The organism is Nocardia bhagyanarayanae (genome assembly GCF_006716565.1).
In the GTDB taxonomy this organism is placed as follows: Bacteria; Actinomycetota; Actinomycetes; order Mycobacteriales; family Mycobacteriaceae; genus Nocardia; species Nocardia bhagyanarayanae.
Window position 1 is genome coordinate 2,949,773 of the sequence record NZ_VFPG01000001.1, and the last position, 19,897, is coordinate 2,969,669.

General features: G+C 69.6%; 21 protein-coding genes and 1 pseudogene. 8 read left to right on the forward strand and 14 right to left on the reverse strand.

Features of this window, described 5'->3' with window-relative positions; translation table 11 throughout:
- Positions 1 to 54 precede the first annotated feature (54 nt).
- The 3 genes from rsgA to FB390_RS12550 form a co-directional block, all read right to left on the reverse strand.
- Positions 55 to 1,056 carry a ribosome small subunit-dependent GTPase A gene (gene rsgA / locus FB390_RS12540; RefSeq protein WP_185757233.1) on the reverse strand — a complete coding sequence of 334 codons (1,002 nt, stop codon included), beginning with the start codon at positions 1,054 to 1,056 and terminating at the stop codon, positions 55 to 57.
- Positions 1,053 to 2,348: a 3-phosphoshikimate 1-carboxyvinyltransferase gene (gene aroA, locus FB390_RS12545; protein WP_141809108.1), complete on the reverse strand. Its 1,296-nt coding sequence runs from the start codon at positions 2,346 to 2,348 to the stop codon at positions 1,053 to 1,055. Before aroA ends, rsgA begins: the two co-directional genes overlap by 4 nt.
- A gap of 108 nt (positions 2,349 to 2,456) precedes the next feature.
- Positions 2,457 to 3,965 (reverse strand): aldehyde dehydrogenase family protein, encoded by a 1,509-nt coding sequence (locus FB390_RS12550; protein WP_141809109.1) that lies wholly within the window; start codon positions 3,963 to 3,965, stop codon positions 2,457 to 2,459.
- Positions 3,966 to 4,136: 171 nt separating this feature from the next.
- On the opposite strand from FB390_RS12550, the gene FB390_RS12555 reads away from it, so the two are divergent.
- On the forward strand, positions 4,137 to 4,940 hold the full coding sequence (locus FB390_RS12555) for an SOS response-associated peptidase (RefSeq protein ID WP_141809110.1): 804 nt from the start codon (positions 4,137 to 4,139) through the stop codon (positions 4,938 to 4,940).
- Positions 4,941 to 4,964: 24 nt separating this feature from the next.
- Here the strand turns inward: FB390_RS12555 and FB390_RS12560 are convergent, their stop codons facing one another.
- Together FB390_RS12560 and ybaK are read right to left on the reverse strand one after the other, a co-directional pair.
- Positions 4,965 to 5,315, reverse strand: a complete 351-nt coding sequence (locus tag FB390_RS12560; protein ID WP_141809111.1) for a hypothetical protein — start codon at positions 5,313 to 5,315, stop codon at positions 4,965 to 4,967.
- A gap of 277 nt (positions 5,316 to 5,592) precedes the next feature.
- Entirely contained in the window at positions 5,593 to 6,084 is a 492-nt protein-coding gene (gene ybaK / locus FB390_RS12565; RefSeq protein ID WP_141809112.1) for a Cys-tRNA(Pro) deacylase, read from the reverse strand.
- Between the two features lie 163 nt (positions 6,085 to 6,247).
- Between ybaK and FB390_RS12570 the strand changes: the two genes are divergently transcribed.
- The gene (locus tag FB390_RS12570) at positions 6,248 to 7,012 is read left to right on the forward strand and encodes a sigma-70 family RNA polymerase sigma factor (RefSeq protein WP_425465905.1); all 765 of its coding nucleotides are present in this window, start codon (positions 6,248 to 6,250) and stop codon (positions 7,010 to 7,012) included.
- A 20-nt stretch (positions 7,013 to 7,032) separates the two neighbouring features.
- The gene (gene rsrA / locus FB390_RS12575) at positions 7,033 to 7,296 is read left to right on the forward strand and encodes a mycothiol system anti-sigma-R factor (RefSeq protein WP_141811724.1); all 264 of its coding nucleotides are present in this window, start codon (positions 7,033 to 7,035) and stop codon (positions 7,294 to 7,296) included.
- A gap of 74 nt (positions 7,297 to 7,370) precedes the next feature.
- Here rsrA and FB390_RS34840 read toward each other — a convergent pair whose 3' ends face one another.
- Positions 7,371 to 7,445, reverse strand: a complete 75-nt coding sequence (locus FB390_RS34840; RefSeq protein ID WP_022597109.1) for a 50S ribosomal protein bL37 — start codon at positions 7,443 to 7,445, stop codon at positions 7,371 to 7,373.
- Between the two features lie 134 nt (positions 7,446 to 7,579).
- Here FB390_RS34840 and FB390_RS12585 point away from each other — a divergent pair, with 134 nt between their 5' ends.
- The gene (locus tag FB390_RS12585) at positions 7,580 to 7,795 is read left to right on the forward strand and encodes a biotin/lipoyl-binding carrier protein (RefSeq protein ID WP_141809113.1); all 216 of its coding nucleotides are present in this window, start codon (positions 7,580 to 7,582) and stop codon (positions 7,793 to 7,795) included.
- Between the two features lie 20 nt (positions 7,796 to 7,815).
- A complete protein-coding gene (locus tag FB390_RS12590; protein ID WP_141809114.1) occupies positions 7,816 to 9,330 on the forward strand; it encodes a sensor histidine kinase in 1,515 nt (504 codons plus the stop codon).
- Between the two features lie 331 nt (positions 9,331 to 9,661).
- Here FB390_RS12590 and FB390_RS12595 read toward each other — a convergent pair whose 3' ends face one another.
- Both FB390_RS12595 and FB390_RS12600 read right to left on the reverse strand, forming a co-directional pair.
- Positions 9,662 to 9,916, reverse strand: coding sequence for a WhiB family transcriptional regulator (locus FB390_RS12595; protein WP_011211115.1), 255 nt, complete (start codon positions 9,914 to 9,916; stop codon positions 9,662 to 9,664).
- 248 nt (positions 9,917 to 10,164) lie between these two features.
- Complete coding sequence (locus FB390_RS12600; protein ID WP_141809115.1) at positions 10,165 to 11,112, reverse strand: diacylglycerol/lipid kinase family protein; 948 nt, start codon at positions 11,110 to 11,112, stop codon at positions 10,165 to 10,167.
- An 85-nt stretch (positions 11,113 to 11,197) separates the two neighbouring features.
- On the opposite strand from FB390_RS12600, the gene FB390_RS12605 reads away from it, so the two are divergent.
- Positions 11,198 to 11,620 (forward strand): hypothetical protein, encoded by a 423-nt coding sequence (locus tag FB390_RS12605; protein ID WP_141809116.1) that lies wholly within the window; start codon positions 11,198 to 11,200, stop codon positions 11,618 to 11,620.
- 4 nt (positions 11,621 to 11,624) lie between these two features.
- On the opposite strand, the gene FB390_RS12610 is transcribed toward FB390_RS12605, so the two are convergent.
- The 6 genes and pseudogenes from FB390_RS12610 to FB390_RS12635 form a co-directional block, all read right to left on the reverse strand.
- A complete protein-coding gene (locus FB390_RS12610) occupies positions 11,625 to 12,314 on the reverse strand; it encodes an endonuclease V (protein ID WP_141809117.1) in 690 nt (229 codons plus the stop codon).
- Between the two features lie 17 nt (positions 12,315 to 12,331).
- A complete protein-coding gene (locus FB390_RS12615; protein ID WP_141809118.1) occupies positions 12,332 to 12,817 on the reverse strand; it encodes a GNAT family N-acetyltransferase in 486 nt (161 codons plus the stop codon).
- A complete protein-coding gene (locus FB390_RS12620) occupies positions 12,814 to 13,422 on the reverse strand; it encodes an acid phosphatase (protein ID WP_185757017.1) in 609 nt (202 codons plus the stop codon). The genes FB390_RS12615 and FB390_RS12620 overlap by 4 nt, the downstream gene beginning before the upstream one ends.
- A 55-nt stretch (positions 13,423 to 13,477) precedes the next feature.
- Entirely contained in the window at positions 13,478 to 13,984 is a 507-nt protein-coding gene (locus FB390_RS12625; RefSeq protein WP_141809120.1) for a nitroreductase/quinone reductase family protein, read from the reverse strand.
- A 57-nt stretch (positions 13,985 to 14,041) separates the two neighbouring features.
- Positions 14,042 to 15,277, reverse strand: coding sequence for an Rv3212 family protein (locus tag FB390_RS12630; protein ID WP_141809121.1), 1,236 nt, complete (start codon positions 15,275 to 15,277; stop codon positions 14,042 to 14,044).
- A gap of 869 nt (positions 15,278 to 16,146) precedes the next feature.
- Positions 16,147 to 17,562 (reverse strand): annotated as a pseudogene (locus FB390_RS12635) (DEAD/DEAH box helicase); the annotation flags it as partial.
- Positions 17,563 to 18,092: 530 nt separating this feature from the next.
- Between FB390_RS12635 and FB390_RS12640 the strand changes: the two are divergent.
- Complete coding sequence (locus FB390_RS12640) at positions 18,093 to 19,139, forward strand: alpha/beta fold hydrolase (RefSeq protein WP_141809122.1); 1,047 nt, start codon at positions 18,093 to 18,095, stop codon at positions 19,137 to 19,139.
- Positions 19,140 to 19,200: 61 nt separating this feature from the next.
- The gene (locus FB390_RS12645; protein ID WP_141809123.1) at positions 19,201 to 19,893 is read left to right on the forward strand and encodes a ferritin-like fold-containing protein; all 693 of its coding nucleotides are present in this window, start codon (positions 19,201 to 19,203) and stop codon (positions 19,891 to 19,893) included.
- Positions 19,894 to 19,897 lie beyond the last annotated feature (4 nt).

Below are 19,897 nucleotides of genomic sequence, written 5' to 3' on the forward strand. Positions count from 1 at the left end.
GCGCACCTGCGGCGTACGGCGTGCCGACGACGCGCGCGTCGATACCCTCGCGCCCTACCAGGACTCGTTGGAGTTCAATGCGACGAGCAACCGGCGGATGGCGGCCACCCGCCGCTCCTTGTCCGGCAGCGCGTCCAGCGCGCACTCGGGATCCGCGGGCGGTCCGAGGTGGGTGCACCCGCGCGGGCAGTCCTCGATCGCCTCGGCCAGATCGCTGAACGCCAGGATGACGTCGTCCGGCGTGATGTGCGCGAGTCCGAAGGACCGCACGCCCGGCGTGTCGATCACCCAGCCGCCGCCGGGCAGCGACAGCGCGATGGACTGGGTGGAGGTGTGCTTGCCCTTGCCGACGCCGGAGACCTCGCCGACCGCCCGATCGGCATCCGGCACAAGACGATTCACCAGGGTGGACTTGCCGACGCCGGAGTGGCCGATGAACGCGGTGAGGTGGTCGGTCAGCAGGTCGAGGATCGGCTCGAGCGGATCGTCGATGCCGCCGTAGACGATGGTGAGATCGAGATCGTCGAAAGCCGCGGCGAATTCGGAGTCGGCGGCCAGATCGTGCTTGGTCAGGCACAGAACCGGGTGCAGCCCACCGACATACGCGGCGACCATGCAGCGCTCCACGAAACCGGTGCGCGGCGGCGGGTCGGCCAGCGCCACCACGATGAACAGCTTCTCGGCGTTGCCGACCACGATCCGCTCGAAGGGGTCGGTGTCGTCGGCGGTGCGGCGCAACACCGTTCGGCGATCGCCGACGCGCACGATCCGGGCCAGGGTGTCGGGCTTGCCGGACAGATCGCCGACGACGTCCACCTGATCGCCGACCACGATCGGCGTGCGGCCGAGTTCCCGCGCCCGCATCGCCACGATCCGCCGTTCGGGGTCGCCGTCCAGCACGCAGCCCCAGCGGCCGCGGTCGACGGAGACCACCATCCCGGACTCGGCGTCGTTGTGCTGCGGACGAGTCTTGGTGCGCGGGCGCGAACTTCGGCCCGGACGAACCCGCACATCGGATTCGTCGTAGCCCGCGGCGGAGCGACGTGGCCGGCTCAGTGTGCGGCTCCGTCGTTCAGCATGTGCTCCCACAGGGACACGAAGTTCGGCAGCGTCTTGGCGGTGGTGCCGATGTCCTCGATCTCCACGCCGGGCACCCGCAGTCCGAGGATCGCGCCCGCGGTGGCCATCCGGTGGTCGGCGTAGGAGTGCCAGGCGCCGCCGTGCAGCGGTGTCGGCACGATCTCCAGCCCGTCCTCGGTCTCGGTGACCTTGCCGCCGAGGCGGTTGATCTCGGTGGACAGCGCGGCGAGCCGGTCGGTCTCGTGCCCGCGCAGGTGCGCGATACCGCGCAGCCGGGACGGGGAATCGGCCAGCGCGGCCAGCGCGGCGACCGTCGGGGTCAGCTCGCCGACGTCGTGCAGGTCGATGTCGATGCCCGCCAGTCGTTCCGGTCCGCGCACGGTGAGCACGCCGTCGAAGACGCGCGCCTCCGCGCCCATGCGCACCAGGATCTCGCGGATCACGTCGCCGGGCTGGGTGGTCAGCCGCGGCCAGTGCGGGATCTTCACCTCGCCGCCGGTGACCGCGGCGGCGGCCAGGAACGGCGTGGCGTTGGACAGGTCCGGCTCGACGTCCCAGTCGACGGCGCGGATCGGACCGGGTTCGACGACCCAGGTCTGCGCCTTGCGGCTGTCCTCGGGCGCCTGCACGCGAACGTCGGCGCGACGCAGCATCTCCACGGTCATCTCGATGTGCGGCATGGACGGCAGGGCCTTGCCGCTGTGGTGCACGGTCAGTCCCTCGTCGAAGCGCGCGGCCGAGAGCAGCAGCCCGGAGACGAACTGCGAGGACCCGGAGGCGTCGATGGTGACCGGGCCGCCGCGCAGCGCGCCCTTGCCGTGCACCGTGAACGGCAGCGCGTCGCCGTCGATGTCGGCGCCGAGCCCGCGCAACGCGTCCAGGATGGTGCGCAGCGGACGCACCCGGGCCTGCGCGTCGCCGTCGAAGGCCACGTCGCCGGTCGTCAGCGTCGCCACCGGAGGCAGGAACCGCATCACGGTGCCCGCCAGCCCGCAATCGACCGTGCCGCCGCCGAGCTTCGCCGGGGTGACGCGCAGCGTGTCGGCGTCACCGGAAATGCTCGTGCCGAGCGCCCGCAGGGCGGCGATCATCAGATCGGTGTCGCGGCTGCGCAGCGCCCCCGTGATCGTGGACGGCCCGTCGGCGAGCGCGGCGAGGATCAAGGCGCGATTGGTGATGGATTTGGATCCGGGCAGGGTGACGGTCGCGTGTACCGGGACATCGACGTGGGGCGCAGGCCAGAAAGTCACCAGTCCATCTTGACCCATCGGGTCGCCGGACACACCGGCGGTCGCGAACTGCGGCCGAATTGGGTCGTACGGAGCCTGCCCGCGTGGTACGCGCGAACCCACGGGCTCGCGCGTACCGAGCACTGCCTACTTGTGCCGCCCGTGCAGGAACGGGACCAGCTTGCGCAGCAGCTTCATCGTCGAATCGGTGCGGGTGTAGCTGAGCAGCGCCATGCCGGGAACCGTGAAGCGCTGCACCGCGATCGAATGCGGCCGCACGAACTCGCGCAGACCCGGCTCGCCGTGGATGCGGCCGATGCCGGAGTCGCCGACCCCGCCGAACGGCAGGCCGGGGATGGCGGCGAAGGCGAGCACCGAGTTCACCGAGGTGGCGCCGACGCGCAACCGCCGCGCGATGTCGAGGCCGTTCTTCTTCGAGTACACCGCCGAGGACAGGCCGTACTTGGACTTGTTGGCCAGTTCCACGGCCTCGTCGACGCCGTCGACCGTACGGATGGTGACGGTCGGCCCGAAGGTCTCCTCGGCCACCGCCTCCGAGTCCTCGTCCACGTCGACCAGCACGACGGGCTCGATGAACGGACCCTTGATCGACTCGGGCCCGCCGAGCACCGCGGTGCCGCCCTTCTTCAGCGCGTCCTCGATGTGGCGGCGCACGATGTCGATCTGGCTCGGCATGGTCATCGGGCCGTAGGCGGCTTTGTCGTCGGAGCCGGGCTTGATGTCGGACAGGATCCGCTTGACCTCGGCGACGAACTCCTCGCGCACCGAGCGGTCCACGTAGACCCGCTCGACACCCGCGCAGGTCTGACCGCTGTTGGCGGTGGCGCCCCACGCCACCGCGTCGGCCGCGGCCTTGACGTCGGCGTCGCCCGCCACGATCACCGCGTCCTTGCCGCCGCACTCCAGCAGGACCGGGGTGAGGTTCTCGGCGGCCGCGGCCATGATGCGCTTGCCGGTGGCGGTGGAGCCGGTGAAGGCGATCTTGTCGACGGCGGACTTCACCAGCGCCGCGCCGGTGGCGCCGTAGCCGTTGATGGTCTCGAAGACGCCCTCGGGTAGTTCGGGGTTGGCCTTCTTGAACGCGTCGGCGAGGAAATTGCCGATGCCCGTGGAGAATTCGCTCGGCTTGAACACCACGGTGTTGCCCGCGGCGAGGGCGTAGGCGATGGAGCCGTTCGGGGTGTAGACCGGGTAGTTCCACGGTCCGATGACACCGATGACGCCGAGCGGACGCTGCTCCAGTCGGGCCGCGAAGTTCGACATCAGCGCGCCCGGCGAGACCTTCTTCGGCGAGAGCAGCTTCTTGGCGTTCTTGGCCGCCCAGGCGATGTGCTCGAGCGCGAGCATGAGCTCGAGGAACGCGTCGTCGAGCGGCTTGCCGTTCTCCTTGTGGATGAGCTGGGTGAACTCCTCGGAGTCGGCGACCAGGCGGCTGGACCAGCGCAGCAGATGCTTGCGGCGCTCGTCGAAGCTCAGCGCGCCCCAGGTGGCGGCGGCGGTGCGGGCCTTGGCGACGGCCGCGCGCACCGCGTCCTCGTCGGCGATGGGGTAGGTGGCGATGACCTCGCCCGTGGCCGGATCGACAGACTTCAGCAGCGTGTCGGGCGCGGCGGGGGTGGTCTCGGTGGTTGTCACGTGGTGCTCTCCTCTTGCCTCTACGGTGGCCGGTCGGTGCGCGTGCCGGAGCGGATGGGTGTGATGGCCGTCCCATCCGTTGAGAGAATGCTAAGTCAAAACTCTCACCAGGTCACCACTCCGTATCGATTGTCCCCGAGCTTGTCGGTGCGGGGTGGGAGTATCGGAGATATGTGCGGACGATACGCGACGACGACGAACCCGGGCAGGCTCGCGGTCGAGCTCGACGCCATCGACGAGACCGGCAGCGAAAACGATTCGCGCACGGGCGGTTTCGAGAACTATAACGTGGCGCCGACGAATCGGGTGCTGACCGTGGTCGAGCGGCACGACCACGACCACCCCGACGACGATCCGAAGCTGCGCATCCGGCGGATGCGCTGGGGATTGATCCCGGTCTGGACGAAGGCGGCCGAGCCTGGCGTCCCGGCCAAGGGCAAACCGCTGTTCAACGCGCGCGCGGACAAGGCGGCGACCACCCCCTCGTTCCGCGACGCCGTGAAATCCCGGCGCTGCCTGGTGCCGATGGACGGCTGGTACGAGTGGCTGACCGAACCCGATCCGGTCGGCGGCGGCAAGGGCAAGGCCGTCAAGCACCCCTACTTCATGGCCAACGCCGACGGTTCCCTGCTGTACATGGCCGGCCTGTGGTCGGTGTGGCGGGACCGTTCGGTGCGTGACAGCGAGCCGCTGCTGTCCTGCACCATCCTGACCACCGACGCGGTCGGCGACCTGACCCGCATCCACGACCGGATGCCGTTGCCGATGCCGCGCGAGCACTGGGACGCCTGGCTCGATCCGGATCACCCGGCCCCCGCGGAGTTGTTGGCGACCCCGAGCGAGGACACCGTGGCGGGCATCGTCGCGCGTCCGGTGTCGCCGCTGGTGAACAGCGTCAAGAACAACGGACCCGAACTGCTCGCCGAAGTGTCCGGCGCGGATACGGAAAAGGCCGGGCAGATCAGCCTGTTGTGATCGCCCGGCCGCCGAATCCGTCGATCACATATCGCATTTCACCGCGTCGGTGGCGACGTTGAGCGTGCACTTGACGACGCCGCCGAGGAACTCGATGGCCTCGCCGGCGTTGCCGGTGAGCATGTCGATGACCTTGGTGGCGACATCGCCGCCGTTCTTCTCCGCCTTCTCCGCGTGCTCCGCAGGTTCGTCATTCTCGTCCTCGTCGGTCTGCTCCTCGCCGCCGAAGTCGAAGGGATGGTCGACCTGGGTCGCGGCCGGGCCACCCGGAGCGGCGGTCGCCTCGGGCGCCTGGAGAGCCGCGGAGCCCGCTGTCAGCAGGGCGGCTCCGGCGAGGGCGACGAGCGCGGTGCGCAGACGGTGGTGCTTGGACATTTCGCATCACATCCTCGGGGTCGGACGAATCGGACCTTGTTCGGGTAACGCAGAAATCAGCGACGCGCGAACCGGGTCGCGCAGAGACCAGTAACGCACGAACACCCGCGAGCCCGGCGCTTTTCGCGGCGGTGTCGCCCGAAGGCTCGCTCAGTACGCCGCCGCACGCGCTTCGGCCATGCGCGCAGCCTCAGGACGGACTTCGTCCGACAGCGCCTTTCCGGGCGTACCTCGCATTCGCTCCGGCCATGCGCGGGCTGAGCACGAGACAGCGCCCTTATGCGGTGATGGGCGCGGTCACCGCTCCGGCGACCCGGACCAAATCCGCCGGGGCCAGTTCGATCTCCAGCCCCCGCTTGCCCGCGCTGCACAGCATCCGATCCCATCCGAGCGCCGAGTCGTCGATCACGGTCGGCAACCGCTTGCGCTGCCCGAGCGGAGAGATGCCGCCGAGCACGTAGCCGGTGGTGCGTTCGGCCTTGGTCTTGTCGGCCATCGTCGCCTTCGGCGCGCCGAGCGCCGCGGCGGCGGCCTTGAGCGAGAGGGTGTTCGGCACCGGAAGCACCGCGACGGCGAGCACACCCGTCGAGAGCTCGACGACCAGCGTCTTGAAGATCTGCGCCGCGTGTACCCCGAGTTCGGCGGCCAGCGCGTCGACGGCCTCGGCGCCGTAGGAGTCGGCACGCGGATCGTGGGCATAGGAGTGCACGCGGTGCGCGATACCGGCCTTGGTCAGGGTGCGGATCGCGGGAGTCGAGGCGCCTGCCATGGGCGACACCTTAATTGCGCGCCGCACCCCGGCCGCAACCCATTTTCCCGGCCGTGCGAAACGAGACGCGGACCGCGTGGGAACACAGCGTGCGGCGGGCATGTTGCATGCGATACAGGCGCCGCCGCGCCGATCGAACAACCCGATGGACGACGTGAAGGAGATGTCGGTGTCCGTACTGCTCGACGAACGTCCGGTGTGGACCGTCGCGTCGCCGACGGAAGCCGGTTTCCCCTCGGAGCTGGACTTGCCGGTAGATTTGGCAGGTACAGCTATCGAAGGGACAGGTGTGACGAGCGACGAAGGCGTGGTGCGCGACGACGGCGAGGTCGGCACCGCGGTCGATGAAGCCGAACTGGCGCAGCGATTCGAGCGCGACGCGCTCCCGCTGCTCGACCAGCTCTACGGCGCGGCGCTGCGTATGACCAGGAACCCGGCCGATGCCGAGGACCTCGTGCAGGAGACCTACGTCAAGGCGTTCCAGGGGTTCAAGTCCTTCAAGGAGGGCACCAACCTGCGGGCCTGGCTGTATCGGATTCTGACGAACACCTACATCAACTCCTACCGCAAGAAGCAGCGCCAGCCCGCGCAGTACCCGACCGACGAGATCACCGACTGGCAGCTCGCCGCGACGGCGGAGCACACCTCCACCGGTCTGCGCTCGGCCGAGGTCGAGGCGCTCGACGCCCTCCCGGACGACGACATCAAGGCCGCGCTGCAGGAGCTGCCCGAGGAGTTCCGCATGGCGGTGTACTACGCGGACGTCGAAGGTTTCCCGTACAAGGAGATCGCCGACATCATGGGCACTCCCATCGGTACGGTGATGTCCCGGCTGCACCGCGGCCGCAAGCAACTGAAGGGTTTGCTCGCCGACGTGGCGCGCGAACGGGGGTTCAACCGCAGCGAGCGCCAGGAGGTCAAGCAGTGAGTGTGGAGCGGGACCCCGACATGGAGCTCGACTGCACGGCGGTACTAGCCGACGTCTGGCTCATGCTGGACGGCGAATGCGACGACGCGACCCGCGCTCGTCTGCAGCATCACATGGATCACTGCTCGCCGTGTATCGAGGCGTACGGCATCGAGGAGAAGATCAAGAGTCTGCTCAGCCGCAAGTGCGGCGGCGACAAGGCGCCGGACTCGTTGCGCGACCGGCTCACCCTGGAGATCCACAAGAGGTTCACGGTGACCAAGTCCGACGCCACCGACGCCTGACGAGTCGAAAACGACCGAGCGGCACGCTCTTCCATTCGGAGAGCGTGCCGCTCGTCGTTTCGGTGCGCTGCGGCTCAGGCGTTGGGCCGCTTGCCGTGGTTGGCCGCGTTTCCCTTGCGGCTGCGCTTCTTACGTCCGCGCTTACCCATCGGTAGTCTCCCTTCTGATTGAAGGCCATTCTTTCACGTGTGGTTGGCTGTACCTTCAGCGGATACAGGCGCGGTGCGGCGTCGCCGCCGGACGACCGGCGGAGCCGCCCGAACAAGCGAGTGAATGGGGTGTCATGGCTGAGGAAGTGCGCGCGGAGATGGTGTCGACGGTTCTGACCGTGGAGGTGGCGGTCGGCGACCATGTCGATATCGACCAGACGCTGATCCTGCTGGAGTCCATGAAGATGGAGATCCCAGTCATCACCGAGACCGGTGGCGAGGTGACCTCGATCGCGGTGGCGCCCGGCCAGGTGCTACAGCAGGGCGATCTCATCGCCGTCATTTCCTAGGGCGAAGCGGTAGACCGAACGTGGCGACACTGAGCGAGCTTCTTGCCGAACACACCGACCTGCCCGGCGTCGCCGTCGACCACCTGCAACGGGTGGTCGGCGATTGGCAGCTGCTCGCCGATCTGTCGTTCGCCGACCTGCTGCTGTGGGTCGGCGCGGGACCGGTGGTCGAGGGCGCGGACATCGTGTGCGTCGCCCAGTGCCGCCCGACGACGGCCGCCACCGTGCACGTCGAGGACCTGGTCGGCACCACCGCCGTGCAGGCCGACCACCCCCAGGTCTTCGACGCGCTGATGACCGGCAAGATCGTGCGCGCGGACAGCGACGTGGAGGCGCGGGGCGTCTACCACCCGCACCCGGTGCACGCCATCCGCGAAGCCATTCCGGTGCGCTGCGGCGACGACGTGATCGCGGTGCTCTCCCGCGACACCGACATGCAGCGCTCCCGGGTCCGCAGCACCCTGGAGATCGCCTACGTCGCGTGCGCGGACGACCTCTGTCAGATGATCGCCGACGGCAGTTTCCCCACCCCCGAGGACCGGGCCGCCACGCACTCGAGCCCCCGCGCGGGCGACGGCTTCATCCGGCTCGACACCGACGGCACCGTGGTCTACGCCAGCCCGAACGCGCTGTCGGCCTATCACCGGATGGGCTTGCAGAGCGATCTGGCCGGACAGGATCTGGCCGTCACCACCCGCTCGCTGATCACCGACCCGTTCGACGCCCAGGAGGTCGTCGGCGACATCCAGGCCGCGCTGGCCGGACGCACCGGACGCCGCATGGAGGTCGAGGCGCGCGGCGCCACCGTGCTGCTGCGGACCCTCGTGCTGCGCCCGCACGGCGAACTCGCGGGTGCCGCGGTGCTGGTGCGCGACGTCACCGAGGTGAAGCGGCGCGACCGCGCGCTGCTGTCCAAGGACGCCACGATCCGCGAGATCCACCACCGGGTGAAGAACAACCTGCAGACCGTGGCCGCGCTGCTGCGTTTGCAGGCCCGGCGCACCGAGAACGAGGAGGCGCAGGTCGCGCTAACCGAGTCGGTGCGCAGGGTGACTTCGATCGCCTCGGTGCACGAGATGCTGTCGATGTCGGTGGACGAAGAGGTCGATCTGGACGAGGTCGTCGACCGGCTGCTGCCGATCATGGCCGACGTCGCGACCGTGCACACCACCAGGATCAAGGTCCGCCGCGCGGGCTCGCTCGGCGTCTTCTCCGCCGAACGCGCCACCCCGCTGGTCATGGTCCTGACCGAGCTGGTGCAGAACGCCATCGAGCACGCCTTCGACTCCGGCCAGACCGGTACCGTGACGATTCGCTCGGAACGTTCCGCACGCTGGCTCGACGTGATCATCAGCGACGACGGCCGCGGCCTCCCGCCCGGCTTCAGCCTGGAAGCCTCCGACCGCCTCGGCCTCCAGATCGTCCGCACGCTGGTCACCGCCGAACTGGGCGGTTCCATCGGCCTCCACCCCGGCGCGGACGTCGGCACCGACGCGGTCCTACGGGTGCCGCTCGGGCGTCGCTCGGGGCGCTGACGCCCGGTTCGTCGCGCACCACGTGTGCCGGCGCCCCGTCGCAACCGCAGCCATTGCAGTGGGCTTGTCCAACAACAGGTTTCGAGCGAAGCGAGACCTAGCATCAAAGTTCGCGGCCGTCTCGCGCCCGAGCGGTCGAAGCGCACGCGACGCAGTCGCAAGTCTCGACCGCTCGGGCGCGAGACATAAGGGGCCGCGAACCGCCGCGACGAAGTCGCGGCAAACAAACACAGTCGCGGCAAAAATAACTGAGCCCGGCACCTTTGTCGGGTGCCGGGCTGAATGCTTTACCGGGCCGGGCTGGAAGGGCCCGGTAAGGCCGGTCGTCTTGTCAGACGACGGTGCGGGTGCGGGTGCGCGCGTTGCGACGCTTGAGCGCCCTGCGCTCGTCCTCACTCATACCACCCCACACGCCGGCGTCTTGTCCGGACTTCAGGGCCCAGGACAGGCAGTCGGCAGTAACGGGGCAGCGAGCGCAGACCAGCTTGGCATCGGCAATCTGCGCGAGCGCAGGACCACTGTTACCCACCGGGAAGAACAGTTCGGGGTCCTCGTCGCGACAGATGGCCTTGTGGCGCCAGTCCATTCCTCTGCTCCTTTGCTGGGCGCCGCAAAGGGCGCCGGTCGTTTGTGGATCGTTCACTTGTGCGACTCGAATGTTTCCGCACGGTTGCTTGTGAATGCTTTCACGAACACCGTAGATGTCAATAGGTATCCGGTGCACCGTGGGGAAGCTCACGCAATCGAGGTGCCCCCAGGGGGGACCTGCCCGGTCCTTTGTACTCGCTCGAGCAGGTTTTCGCAGCACAACCCGCGAGTTTTCGCGGCGTTTCGTCAGCGACGGGGTTGCGGCGCCACGACTTCCAGCACGTCGGGGACCGCCGTGAAATCCACCACGTTGCGTTTCCCGATGAAGTCGCCATCGATTTGCAGGCCGATGGGCTCCTTCGTCTCGATATGCACCGACGGCACGTCGTCGTCACGAAACAAATTGCGGGACTTGGGATTTCCGTTCGGGGCGAGGAGCTGCCTGGCGAGCAGCAGGGTCGGTAGCACCGCCATGGACCGCACGGCAAACACGCCGAGGCCCGTTTCGAAGCTCGTGCCGGGGTTGGTGTGCACCGGCGTGGCGTTCAGGTAGGTCCACGGACTGGCGTTCGTCACGAACGCGTAATGCACCTCGTCGACCGCTTCGAGGCCGGGAATTTCGATCCGAATCTGCGGTTCCCGACGCTTCGCGCGGAAAAATTGTCGCACGGTTGTTCGAACATAGCGACCGGGCGTGGCCGCGTGGCCCTTGGCGCGACTGGCGTCTATGGCCTCGCACACGTCGGCGTCCAATCCGACGCCCGCGCTGAAGGTGAACCAGCGGTCGTCGGCCAGGCCGAGGCCGATCGTGCGGTCGTGCGCGAGGGTCAGGAGGTCGATGAGCTGGTTGGTCGCGGTCACCGGGTCGGGGGAGATGCCGAGCGCCCTGGCGAAGACGTTGGCCGAGCCGCCGGGGATCACGCCGAGCCGGGGAATCCAGGCCTGTCCGTCGTTCAGTTCGGGCAGCGGGAGGAAACCGTTGATGGTCTCGTTGACCGTCCCATCGCCGCCGTGCACGACGATCAGATCCATCTCGTTGGTCGAGGCCCACTGGGCGAGTTCGGCCGCGTGGCCGCGATGCTGGGTGTGCGCAACGGTCAGCTGGGTGCGGCTCTCCAAGGCGTGGGCCAGTAGGTCTCGGGTCGCCGGTGTGGTCGAGGTGGCATTCGGGTTCACGATCAGCAACGTCCGCACGTTCGCAGCTTAGTGCGGGAGCGAAGGGCCCCAGGCCGGGCGGCCGTGACCGGGCGCACCCTACGCCGCGTCGTAGGCTTGGCGCGTGGCGGAAAGCGGCAAGGCAGAGGTTTCGGCGGACGCGGTTCCCGCGACGGTGCGCGGTGCCGGCGGGCTCGTCGCGCTGGAGGGCGCGGTCGCGGTGACGGTCGCGATCGTGCTCGTGGTGCGCGGTCTGCTCGGTCACGACCAATCGCAGGCCAGCGGCTATGGCACGGCGGCATGGTTCGGCATCCTCGGCGGCGCGGTGCTCGCCGCGGGCATCGGACTGCTGCTCGGCCACCGCTGGGGTCGCGCCATCGCGGTCATCGCCCAGGTGTTGCTGCTGCCCGTGGTGTGGTCGCTGCTCACCGATTCGCACCAGCCGGTCTACGGCGGGCTGCTCGGAGTGGTCGTGGTCGCCGCGCTCATCCTGCTCTTCGTCCCGTCCTCGACCCGCTGGATGGCGAGGGAGTACGGGGCGGAGTAAGGCGCTACCGCGCCGACGCGATCGCCGCGCGGAGGGCTTGTCGGCACAGGGCATCGGCTTGGCGGGTCGTCTCCGGCTGACGGTAGTGCGGCGTGAGCGCGAGCACCTGCGCGCACGCGGTGTCGAGATCGATCAGGTGCCCCACCGACACGAACACCGGCTTCACGCCCGCCCTGGTGCGCAGCGCCCTGCCGACCACCTCGCCGTCGATGACCAGATCCGACGCGTCACCACGCGCGGGCCCCGGTTCGCGGTGGTCGCCCCACGCGTTCTTGGCGACCCCGATCGTCGGCACCCCGGCCAGCACGCCGACGTGGCAAGCCAGCCCGAAGCGGCGCGGATGGGCGAGGCCCTGGCCGTCGCAGATCAGCAGATCCGGTGCGGCGCCGAGCCGTTCCAGCACGCCGAGGGTGGTGGGCAGCTCGCGGAACGCGAGCAGGCCGGGCACGTACGGGAAACTCACCGTGCCGTGCGCGACCGCAATGTCGACCGTCACGAGCGTCGCCGCGTCCAGCACCACGACGGCCGCGGTGACGACACCGCTCGCGTCGTCGTAGGCCGAGTCGAGCCCGGCGACCGTCCGGAACCGTGGGGGACGGGGATTCGCCGCGACGACGCGCGGGCGCAGCTCGTCCTGGATCGCCCTCGCCTCCGCAGCGTCGGCCGGCCAGCGATCGGGTTTGTCGATCAGCAACCGATCCTCCGCGCGGCTCAGGACGCTTCGGCGGCCAGCTTCACCAGCTCGCCGCCCGCCAGCCGATACCCGGCCCACTCGTCCTGCTCGACGGCCCCGATCGAGCGGTAGAAGTCGATGGAGGGGGTGTTCCAGGTGAGCACGGACCAGGAGACGCGGCTGTAGCCCTTGTCCAGCGCCTCCTTGGCGAGCGCCGCGATGAGCGCCTTGCCGTAGCCCTTGCCCCGCGTCTCCGGCCTGACGTACAGGTCCTCCAGGTAGATGCCGTGCACCCCGTCCCAGGTGGAGAAGTTGAGGAACCAGATCGCGCAGCCGACCACGCCGGTCTCGTCCTCGGCCACGTGCGCGAACAGCGCGGGCGACGGACCGAACAGCGCGGCCTGCAGCTGCTCCAGCGTCAGCGTGCACTCGTGGCGCGCCTTCTCGTACTCGGCGAGGTCGTAGACGAGATCGACGAGCGCGGGGACGTCGGCGGGGGTGGCACGGCGGATCGCGGCGGTCACTTGGCTCCCTCGTTGGTCGAAACGATGTTGTGCGCGTGGATGGTTCGCGCGTCGTGCTCGTAGCCGAGCAGGCTCACGGCGGCGGTGGACATGGCGAAGCGGCGGCCTTCGACGACCTCGAACTCGGCCCACCGGGCGATCAGCACGCGGGAGAAGTGTCCGTGCCCGACCAGCACCACGTCCCGTTCCGGCAGGACGGGTTCGACGGCGGCGAGCAGCCGATCGGCCCTCGCCCGCACCTGGGCGGCGGTCTCGCCGCCGGGCGCCGTGCCGGTCCAGATGGTCCACCCGGGCGTGGTCTCGCGGATCTCGGGTGTGGTCAGGCCCTCGTAGTCGCCGTAGTCCCATTCGGCGAGGTCGTGGTCGACGGTGGTCTCGGTGCAGCCCGCCAGCTCCGCCGTGCGCACCGCGCGCTGCCGCGGACTGGTGAGGACGAGCGGATCGCGCAGCTTCAGTTCGGCGAGCAGCCGTCCCGCGGCCTCCGCCTGCCGCTCGCCGCGCTCGGTGAGCGGCAGATCGGTGCGGCTCGTGTGCCGCCGCTCGCGCGACCAGGACGTCTCGCCGTGCCGGAGTAGGACCAGCCGGGCGTCTTCGTGTGCGGACATGCCCTCCATCATGGTCAGAAACGCGCCGCGCCGCCCGAGCCGGGTTCGTCCGGTCTCAGATCGGCTCGCCCAGTTCGAGCACCACCAGCGGCAACGGGCGCGTGACCTTGGCCTGGTACTCGGCGAGCAACGGGTTGTTGGCGACGACCCAGCCCGCGAATTCGTCGTACTCGGCGCCCGACAGCGCCCGCGCGGTGCCGCGATAGGTGGTCGGCCCCCACTCGATCGTGACGTCGCGGTTCGCCTTCACGTTGTAGAACCAGGCCGGGTACTTGTCCTCGATGAAGGAGCTCACGTACATGGTCTCCTCGCGCCGCAGCAGTCCGAGCGGAACCACGTGCGGTTTACCGCTCTTCGCTCCGGTGGTGGTGAGCAGCACTATCTCACCGCCCTCGTAGGCGCCGCCGACCTTGCCGCCGTTGGCGCGGAACTCCTCGATCACCCCGTCGTTCCAGTGCGCGATCTCGGCGTCGGAGTACTTCTGATTCCACGGCGCGTCGGGATCGTCGTAGGACGTGATGGTGGGCTTCGATTCCGCTGCGCTGGACTCGGTTTCGCTCATGCGGCCAGTGTGACGCGAGGCACCGACAGATTCGGGCGCCGAGGAGGCCGGCGGCCGTCAGCCGAGCGCGTGCAGTTCTCCGTCGCGGAGTTCGAGCACGGTGTTTCCGAGTACGGCGAGGGAGATCGGGCCGCCCGTGTAGCCCGGGCGCGGGAACGGGATGCGGCCGACTTCCGCACCGGAGGTGGGGTCGAGGACGGCGAGGCCGTCGGCGACCGGCAGCAGCAGGCGTCCGGCCATCATCGCGGGGGAGCCCAGGGAATTGGGCGCGGCCCAGAGGGGGTCGAAAGTGCTTGCGTTCAAAGCGATCACGCTGTTGCCGGTGAACACGAGATGCGCCGAGCCGATCCGTGTGGTCGTCGCGTTCTCCCCGAGCGGAGCGGAAAGCTGATGCATCACAACGGGATTGCCGGTGCTGTCGTACACCCCGAGGCGCGGCGGCGTGGATTCGCCTGTGCCGGAGGCGGTTCCGCCGGGGAGATAGAGCACGATCCGGCTGTCCGACACCGCGATCACCCGGGTGCCGGGCGCGTCGGCGCCGGGACCGGAGAGCACGTGCGAGCCGTACTCCTCGGGCACCGTGTTGTCCTTCGGCGCCGGATTGAGCACCGTCAGCCGGGCCGCCGGATCGTCGGGGCAGCGTTCCAGCACGGCGAGCCGGGAGGAACTGGAACCGGCCGAGAGCAGCGTGCAGCCTTTGCGCGGTTGGGTTTTCACGTTCACCGGCGCGTCGACGTAGCCGTACTCCAGCGTGCGCACCAGATCCGAGCGCCACATCTCCAGTCGCTGTTCGCCGTACGCGAGCACATAGGTGCCGTCGACGGAGAGCCGCACGCTCGGATCCATGTAGCTGCTGCGCGCGGTGCGGCGTTCCCCGGTGTCACCGGCCAGCAGGGTGGCTTGGCTGCACCCGCGCTGGTCCCGGTACACCGCGATCACCATGCCGAACTGCGCTTCCACACCGCACAGCGGCATATCCCGCCGGTAGCGCCACAATTCGGCGCCGGTGGCGGGATCACGTCCGGTGACGGTACCGCCCGAACCGGTGATCACCGCGCCGCCGGAGGCCAGCGCCCGCGCGCCGGCGTCGTCCGGCGCGTGCCACAACTCCCGCAGGTTCGCGGGGATCTTGTCGGCCGTCGGCGGGGTGGTCGCGGGCGTCGCCGCGGTCACCGATTCGGTGCCCGTAGCGTCGCCGCGCGCCCACACCACCAGCCCCGCGACCGCCACGAGCACGGCGATCGCGACTGCGGAGATGATGTCGGCGCGCGTCCGCCGCTCGGGTGCGAGCACGATTGCGAGACTAGCGGATCCGCCGAACTATGCCGAAGCAGCCGTTCCCGCGGTCGCGGCCACGGCCTCGCTCGCCTCGGCCTCGTCGGCCTTGCGACGGCGGCGGCGCACCGGCTTCTCGGCGGCCTCCGCGTCGGCGGGAGTGTCGCCGTTCCCGTCGACCACTTCGTCGGCCTTCTTACGGGTGCGGCGGCGCTTGACCGGTTCGGCCGCCGCGCCGTCGCCGTTCTCGGCGGTGCCGTTGTCCGTCGACTCGGCCGTGGCGGTCTTGCGGGTCCGTCGCCGGACGGGCTTCGCGGGCGCTTCCTCGGCGACCGCCGGGGTCTCGTCCGCGACCGCCGCGGTCTCGGGCCGCACCGGAGCTTCGGCGTCATCCGCGGCGGATGCCGTGGACTCTGCCTGCAACGCGGAGTCCTCCGCGACAGCAGTCGTGGGCTCTGCCTGCACAGCGGTCTCGGTCGCGCCAGGAGCAGCGGTCTCGGCCTGTACCGCAGCAGTGGTCTCCGCCGCGGCAGGAGCCGAAGTCTCGGCCTGGGCAGCGGTCTCATCCGTGACAGCCGCCGCGGTCTCGGCCACGCCGTTCTCGGCCGCCTCGGCGCCGTTGGCATCCGCGGACTTCCGACGACGACGCCTGCGCCGCGCCGGAGCCTCGGTGGTCTCCGCCTCGGCACTCTCGCCCGCGTTCTCGGTCGGCTCACCCTCGGCGGCGACTTCCGCCACGCCGTTGTCCGCGCCCTCGGCGCCGCCGGAGCGACGCCGCCTGCGCCTGCGGCGCGACCGACCCTCGTCCGCGTTCGGCTCGGCGCCGTTCGCCTCGGCGTCGGTCCCGTCGGCATCGACGGTCGACTCGGTGCCGGCCTCGGCCCCGTCGAGGGGCTTGCCGCCGCGGGTGCGCCTGCGGTTGCGCTTGCGTGGGCTGCGCGCCTCACGCTCGACCACCACGTCGTCCTCTTCGCGGGCAGGCCGCGGCTTACGGACCGTGCCGGTGACGCCCTCGGGAATGCCGAGATCGGCGAACAGATGCGGTGAACGCGAGTAGGTCTCCACCGGGTCCGGGATGCCGAGGCCGAGCGCGGTGTCGATGGCGGCCCAGCGATTGAGTTCGTCCCAGTCGATCAGCGTCACCGCGACGCCGGTGCGCCCGGCCCGGCCGGTACGGCCGATCCGGTGCACGTAGGTCTTCTCGTCCTCGGGGCACTGGTAGTTGACGACGTGCGTGACGTCGTCGATATCGATGCCGCGGGCGGCTACGTCGGTGGCGACCAGCACGTCGATGGTGCCCTTGCGGAACTTGGTCAGCGCCTTCTCGCGGGCGATCTGCCCGAGGTCGCCGTGCACCGCGCCCACCGCGAAACCGCGCTCGGCCAGGTCGTCGGCGACCTTCTGCGCGGTGCGCTTGGTGCGCGTGAAGATCATGGTGGCGCCGCGGCTCTCGGCCTGCAGCACCCGCGCGATCAGCTCGCTCTTGTCCAGCGCGTGCGCACGGTAGACGAACTGCGCGGTGCGGTCGTGCACTGCCGAATCGTGCGGCTCCTCGGCCCTGATGTGAGTCGGGCGGGTGAGGAAGGTGCGGGCCAGGGTGATGATCGGGCCGGGCATGGTGGCCGAGAACAGCATCGTCTGGCGCTTCTCGGGCACCATGGTCAGGATGCGCTCGATGTCCGGGAGGAAGCCCAGGTCGAGCATCTCGTCGGCCTCGTCCAGGACGAGCACGCCGATCTTGCCGAGGATGAGATGGTTCTGCTTGGCCAAGTCCAGTAGTCGGCCGGGCGTCCCGACCACCACGTCCACGCCGTCGCGCAGCGCGGCGATCTGGGACTCGTAGGGGCGGCCGCCGTAGATCGAGGCGACCTGCAGCTTGCCCTTGTGGTTGCTCAGGTGCTTGCTCGCGTTCTCCAGGTCCGCGGTGACCTGGATGCACAGCTCGCGGGTCGGCACGATGACCAGCGCCCGCGGCGTGCCGTCCAGCGGCGTCGTGCCGGAATCGGCGGTGGCGATGCGATGCAGCAGCGGCACGCCGAAACCGAAGGTCTTGCCCATGCCGGTGCGTGCCTGACCGATGAGATCCTCGCCGGCCAACGCCAGCGGAAGAGTCAGTTCCTGAATAGCGAATGTTCGTTCGATGCCGATCTCGGCGAGCGCTCGGACGATTTCCTCGCGCACCCCCAATTCGGCGAATGTCGGGGCGGTATGCGTCGCGTCCAGTTCGGCCGTCAACAGCGTGTCCGCCACACCGGGTTCCTGCTCGACAGTGATCTTGCTCAGGTTCGTGCCTTCCTCGTTATCGCGTCACGCGCGCCCGAGGCGTGGGGCGGACCGGCCGGTCCACGACGACCACGTATCCGCCGGTAATGCGCGCCGCAGCCGGATGTCGTCGGGTGCCGTCCGATGACGGCAACTACCTGGGAACATCGGCGCAGCGCAGTCGGATGCGGATCTGGTGCGCGCACATTTTCCTGGACGACGGAAGCCATGGCGCCACACCTGGTGGCGGACGCATGGGTAACGAAAGTTTCCGTTGTCCGCAGTGATTGTAGCGTGATATTGTGCGCGGCTCGAATTGCCGTCGCCGTTATTCCACGGCAAAACTCCGGTTTCCGCCCCGAGTGTCGCCGACCGACGCTGCGCGACTTGACAATTCATCGCCGAGCCGGAATCCGTGCGGCGCCGAAAAGCGGGTCGCGCGGAGCTATTCGCGTGCGCCGCGCGCGGCGGGTCGCGACGGTCCGGGGGAGCGGTCTCGATGCCGCCGCGAAGCCTCGCAAACCGGACCTTGCCTGTTACCGGCGGTACTGGCATGTGAGACATTCTTGTGGTGAGCATCGCAGAGACCGTCACCATCGCTGCCCGCAACGCCTGGGCGCTGACCTTCGGCTCGGGTGTCGAGGCGCCGGATCCCGCGCCGTCGACGGTGCTGTGCGACGAGCCGCACCGGCAGCTGCGCCGCTACGAGGGCGGCGCGACCGACGGCGCGTCCGCGGTGCTTCTCGTGCCACCGCTCGCCGCCCCGGCCAGCTGCTTCGACCTGCGCCCCGGCCAGAGCGTCGCGCGCTTCCTGCGCGACAGCGGCCGGGCGACCTATGTCGTCGACTACGGCGACATCACCTTCGCCGACCGCAGGATGGGCTTCGAGGACTGGCTCGACGACATCCTGCCCGAGGCGATCATGCGCACCTCCGCGGATGTCGGCGGCAAGCCGGTCGACCTGGTCGGCTGGTCGATCGGCGGAACGCTGGCGCTGCTCACCGCCGCCGCGCACGCGCACCTGCCGATCCGCTCGATCACCGCCATCGGCTCGCCGCTGGACTACGACAAGATGACCGGCATCCCGCAACTGCGCGCGGTCGCGAAGCTCACCGGCGGCATCGCCACCTCGACCGCGGTCCGGGCCGCCGGTGGCATCCCGGCCGGGCTCACCCGGGCCGCGTACCGGGTCACCGCGTGGGACCGCGAGCTCACCAGGCCGTGGTTCGTGGCGAGCAATATCGCGCGCACCGAGACGCTGGCCAAGATGGAATCCATCGACCGGTTCATGGCGGCGATGCCGGGCTATCCCGGCCGCTTCTACGGCCAGCTGTGGGGCCGCCTGATCCTGAACAACGACATCGGCCGCGGCGTCGTGCGGCTCGGCGAACGGCGCATCGCGCTGGCCGACGTGACCGCCCCCGTACTGCTCGTCGGCGGGCCGAGCGACGTCATCACCCCGGCCGCCGCCGTCGAGGCGGGCACCCGCACGCTGACCGGCGCCGCGGACGTCCGCTACGAGACCGCCCCCGGCAGCCACCTCGGCATCCTCACCGGTGAGACCGCCCGCGACACCACGTGGGCCTACCTCGACAAGTTCCTCGCGGAACTGGGCTGACCGCCGGGCCGACGCGGCTGTCGACGGACTTCGTCGGGCTGCGCCCGTTAAGCTAGGGCCCATGGGAGCACAGTCAACGCTTGGCGTTTCGTTCGATCCGGCAACCTCGCCCATCGCCGCCGACCATCCCGGCGTGACCGACCTGTTCGCCGTGCTCGCCTACGGTGAGATCTCCGCGTTCTACCGGCTGGCCGAGGAGGCCAAGCTGTCGCCGACCCTGCGCGGCAAGGTGGCCGTCGCGAAGATGGCGTCCGCCGAGATGGACCACTTCAAGACGCTCGAGGCGGCGCTCGCCGACCGCGGCGTCGAGGTGTTCGACGCGATGGCGCCCTTCGTCCGCGCCCTCGACGCCTACCACGCGTCCACCGATCCCTCGACGTGGCTCGAGTCGATGGTGAAGTTCTACGTCGGCGACGGCATCGCCGCGGACTTCTACGGCGAGATCGCGGGCGCGCTCTCGCCGCAGGTCGCCACCGTCGTCCACGACGTGCTCGCCGAGACGAGCCACTCCGAGTTCGTGGTCGAGGAGGTGCGCCGGGCGGTAGCGACCAGCCGCTCCGAGCGCGACCGGCTCACGCTCTGGGGCAGGCGGCTGCTCGGCGAGGCGATCACCCAGGCCCAGTACGTCATGGCGCAGCGCGACGAGCTCACCGACCTGGTACTCACGGCCACCGGCGATCTCAACGGCATCGCCGCGCTGTTCGAGCGCATGCAGACCAGCCACGCCCAGCGCATGGCGGTCCTGGGAATCTAGCCCC

Excerpts from the sequence above, each read along its gene's own strand:
- aroA (WP_141809108.1), bottom strand. The coding sequence starts at position 2,348 with ATGGGTCAAGATGGACTGGTGACTTTCTGGCCTGCGCCCCACGTCGAT.
- FB390_RS12555 (WP_141809110.1), top strand. The coding sequence starts at position 4,137 with ATGTGCGGACGATACGCGACGACGACGAACCCGGGCAGGCTCGCGGTC.
- FB390_RS12560 (WP_141809111.1), bottom strand. The coding sequence starts at position 5,315 with ATGTCCAAGCACCACCGTCTGCGCACCGCGCTCGTCGCCCTCGCCGGA.
- ybaK (WP_141809112.1), bottom strand. The coding sequence starts at position 6,084 with ATGGCAGGCGCCTCGACTCCCGCGATCCGCACCCTGACCAAGGCCGGT.
- FB390_RS12570 (WP_425465905.1), top strand. The coding sequence starts at position 6,248 with ATGTCGGTGTCCGTACTGCTCGACGAACGTCCGGTGTGGACCGTCGCG.
- rsrA (WP_141811724.1), top strand. The coding sequence starts at position 7,033 with ATGGAGCTCGACTGCACGGCGGTACTAGCCGACGTCTGGCTCATGCTG.
- FB390_RS12585 (WP_141809113.1), top strand. The coding sequence starts at position 7,580 with ATGGCTGAGGAAGTGCGCGCGGAGATGGTGTCGACGGTTCTGACCGTG.
- FB390_RS12595 (WP_011211115.1), bottom strand. The coding sequence starts at position 9,916 with ATGGACTGGCGCCACAAGGCCATCTGTCGCGACGAGGACCCCGAACTG.
- FB390_RS12620 (WP_185757017.1), bottom strand. The coding sequence starts at position 13,422 with ATGTCCGCACACGAAGACGCCCGGCTGGTCCTACTCCGGCACGGCGAG.
- FB390_RS12625 (WP_141809120.1), bottom strand. The coding sequence starts at position 13,984 with ATGAGCGAAACCGAGTCCAGCGCAGCGGAATCGAAGCCCACCATCACG.
- FB390_RS12645 (WP_141809123.1), top strand. The coding sequence starts at position 19,201 with ATGGGAGCACAGTCAACGCTTGGCGTTTCGTTCGATCCGGCAACCTCG.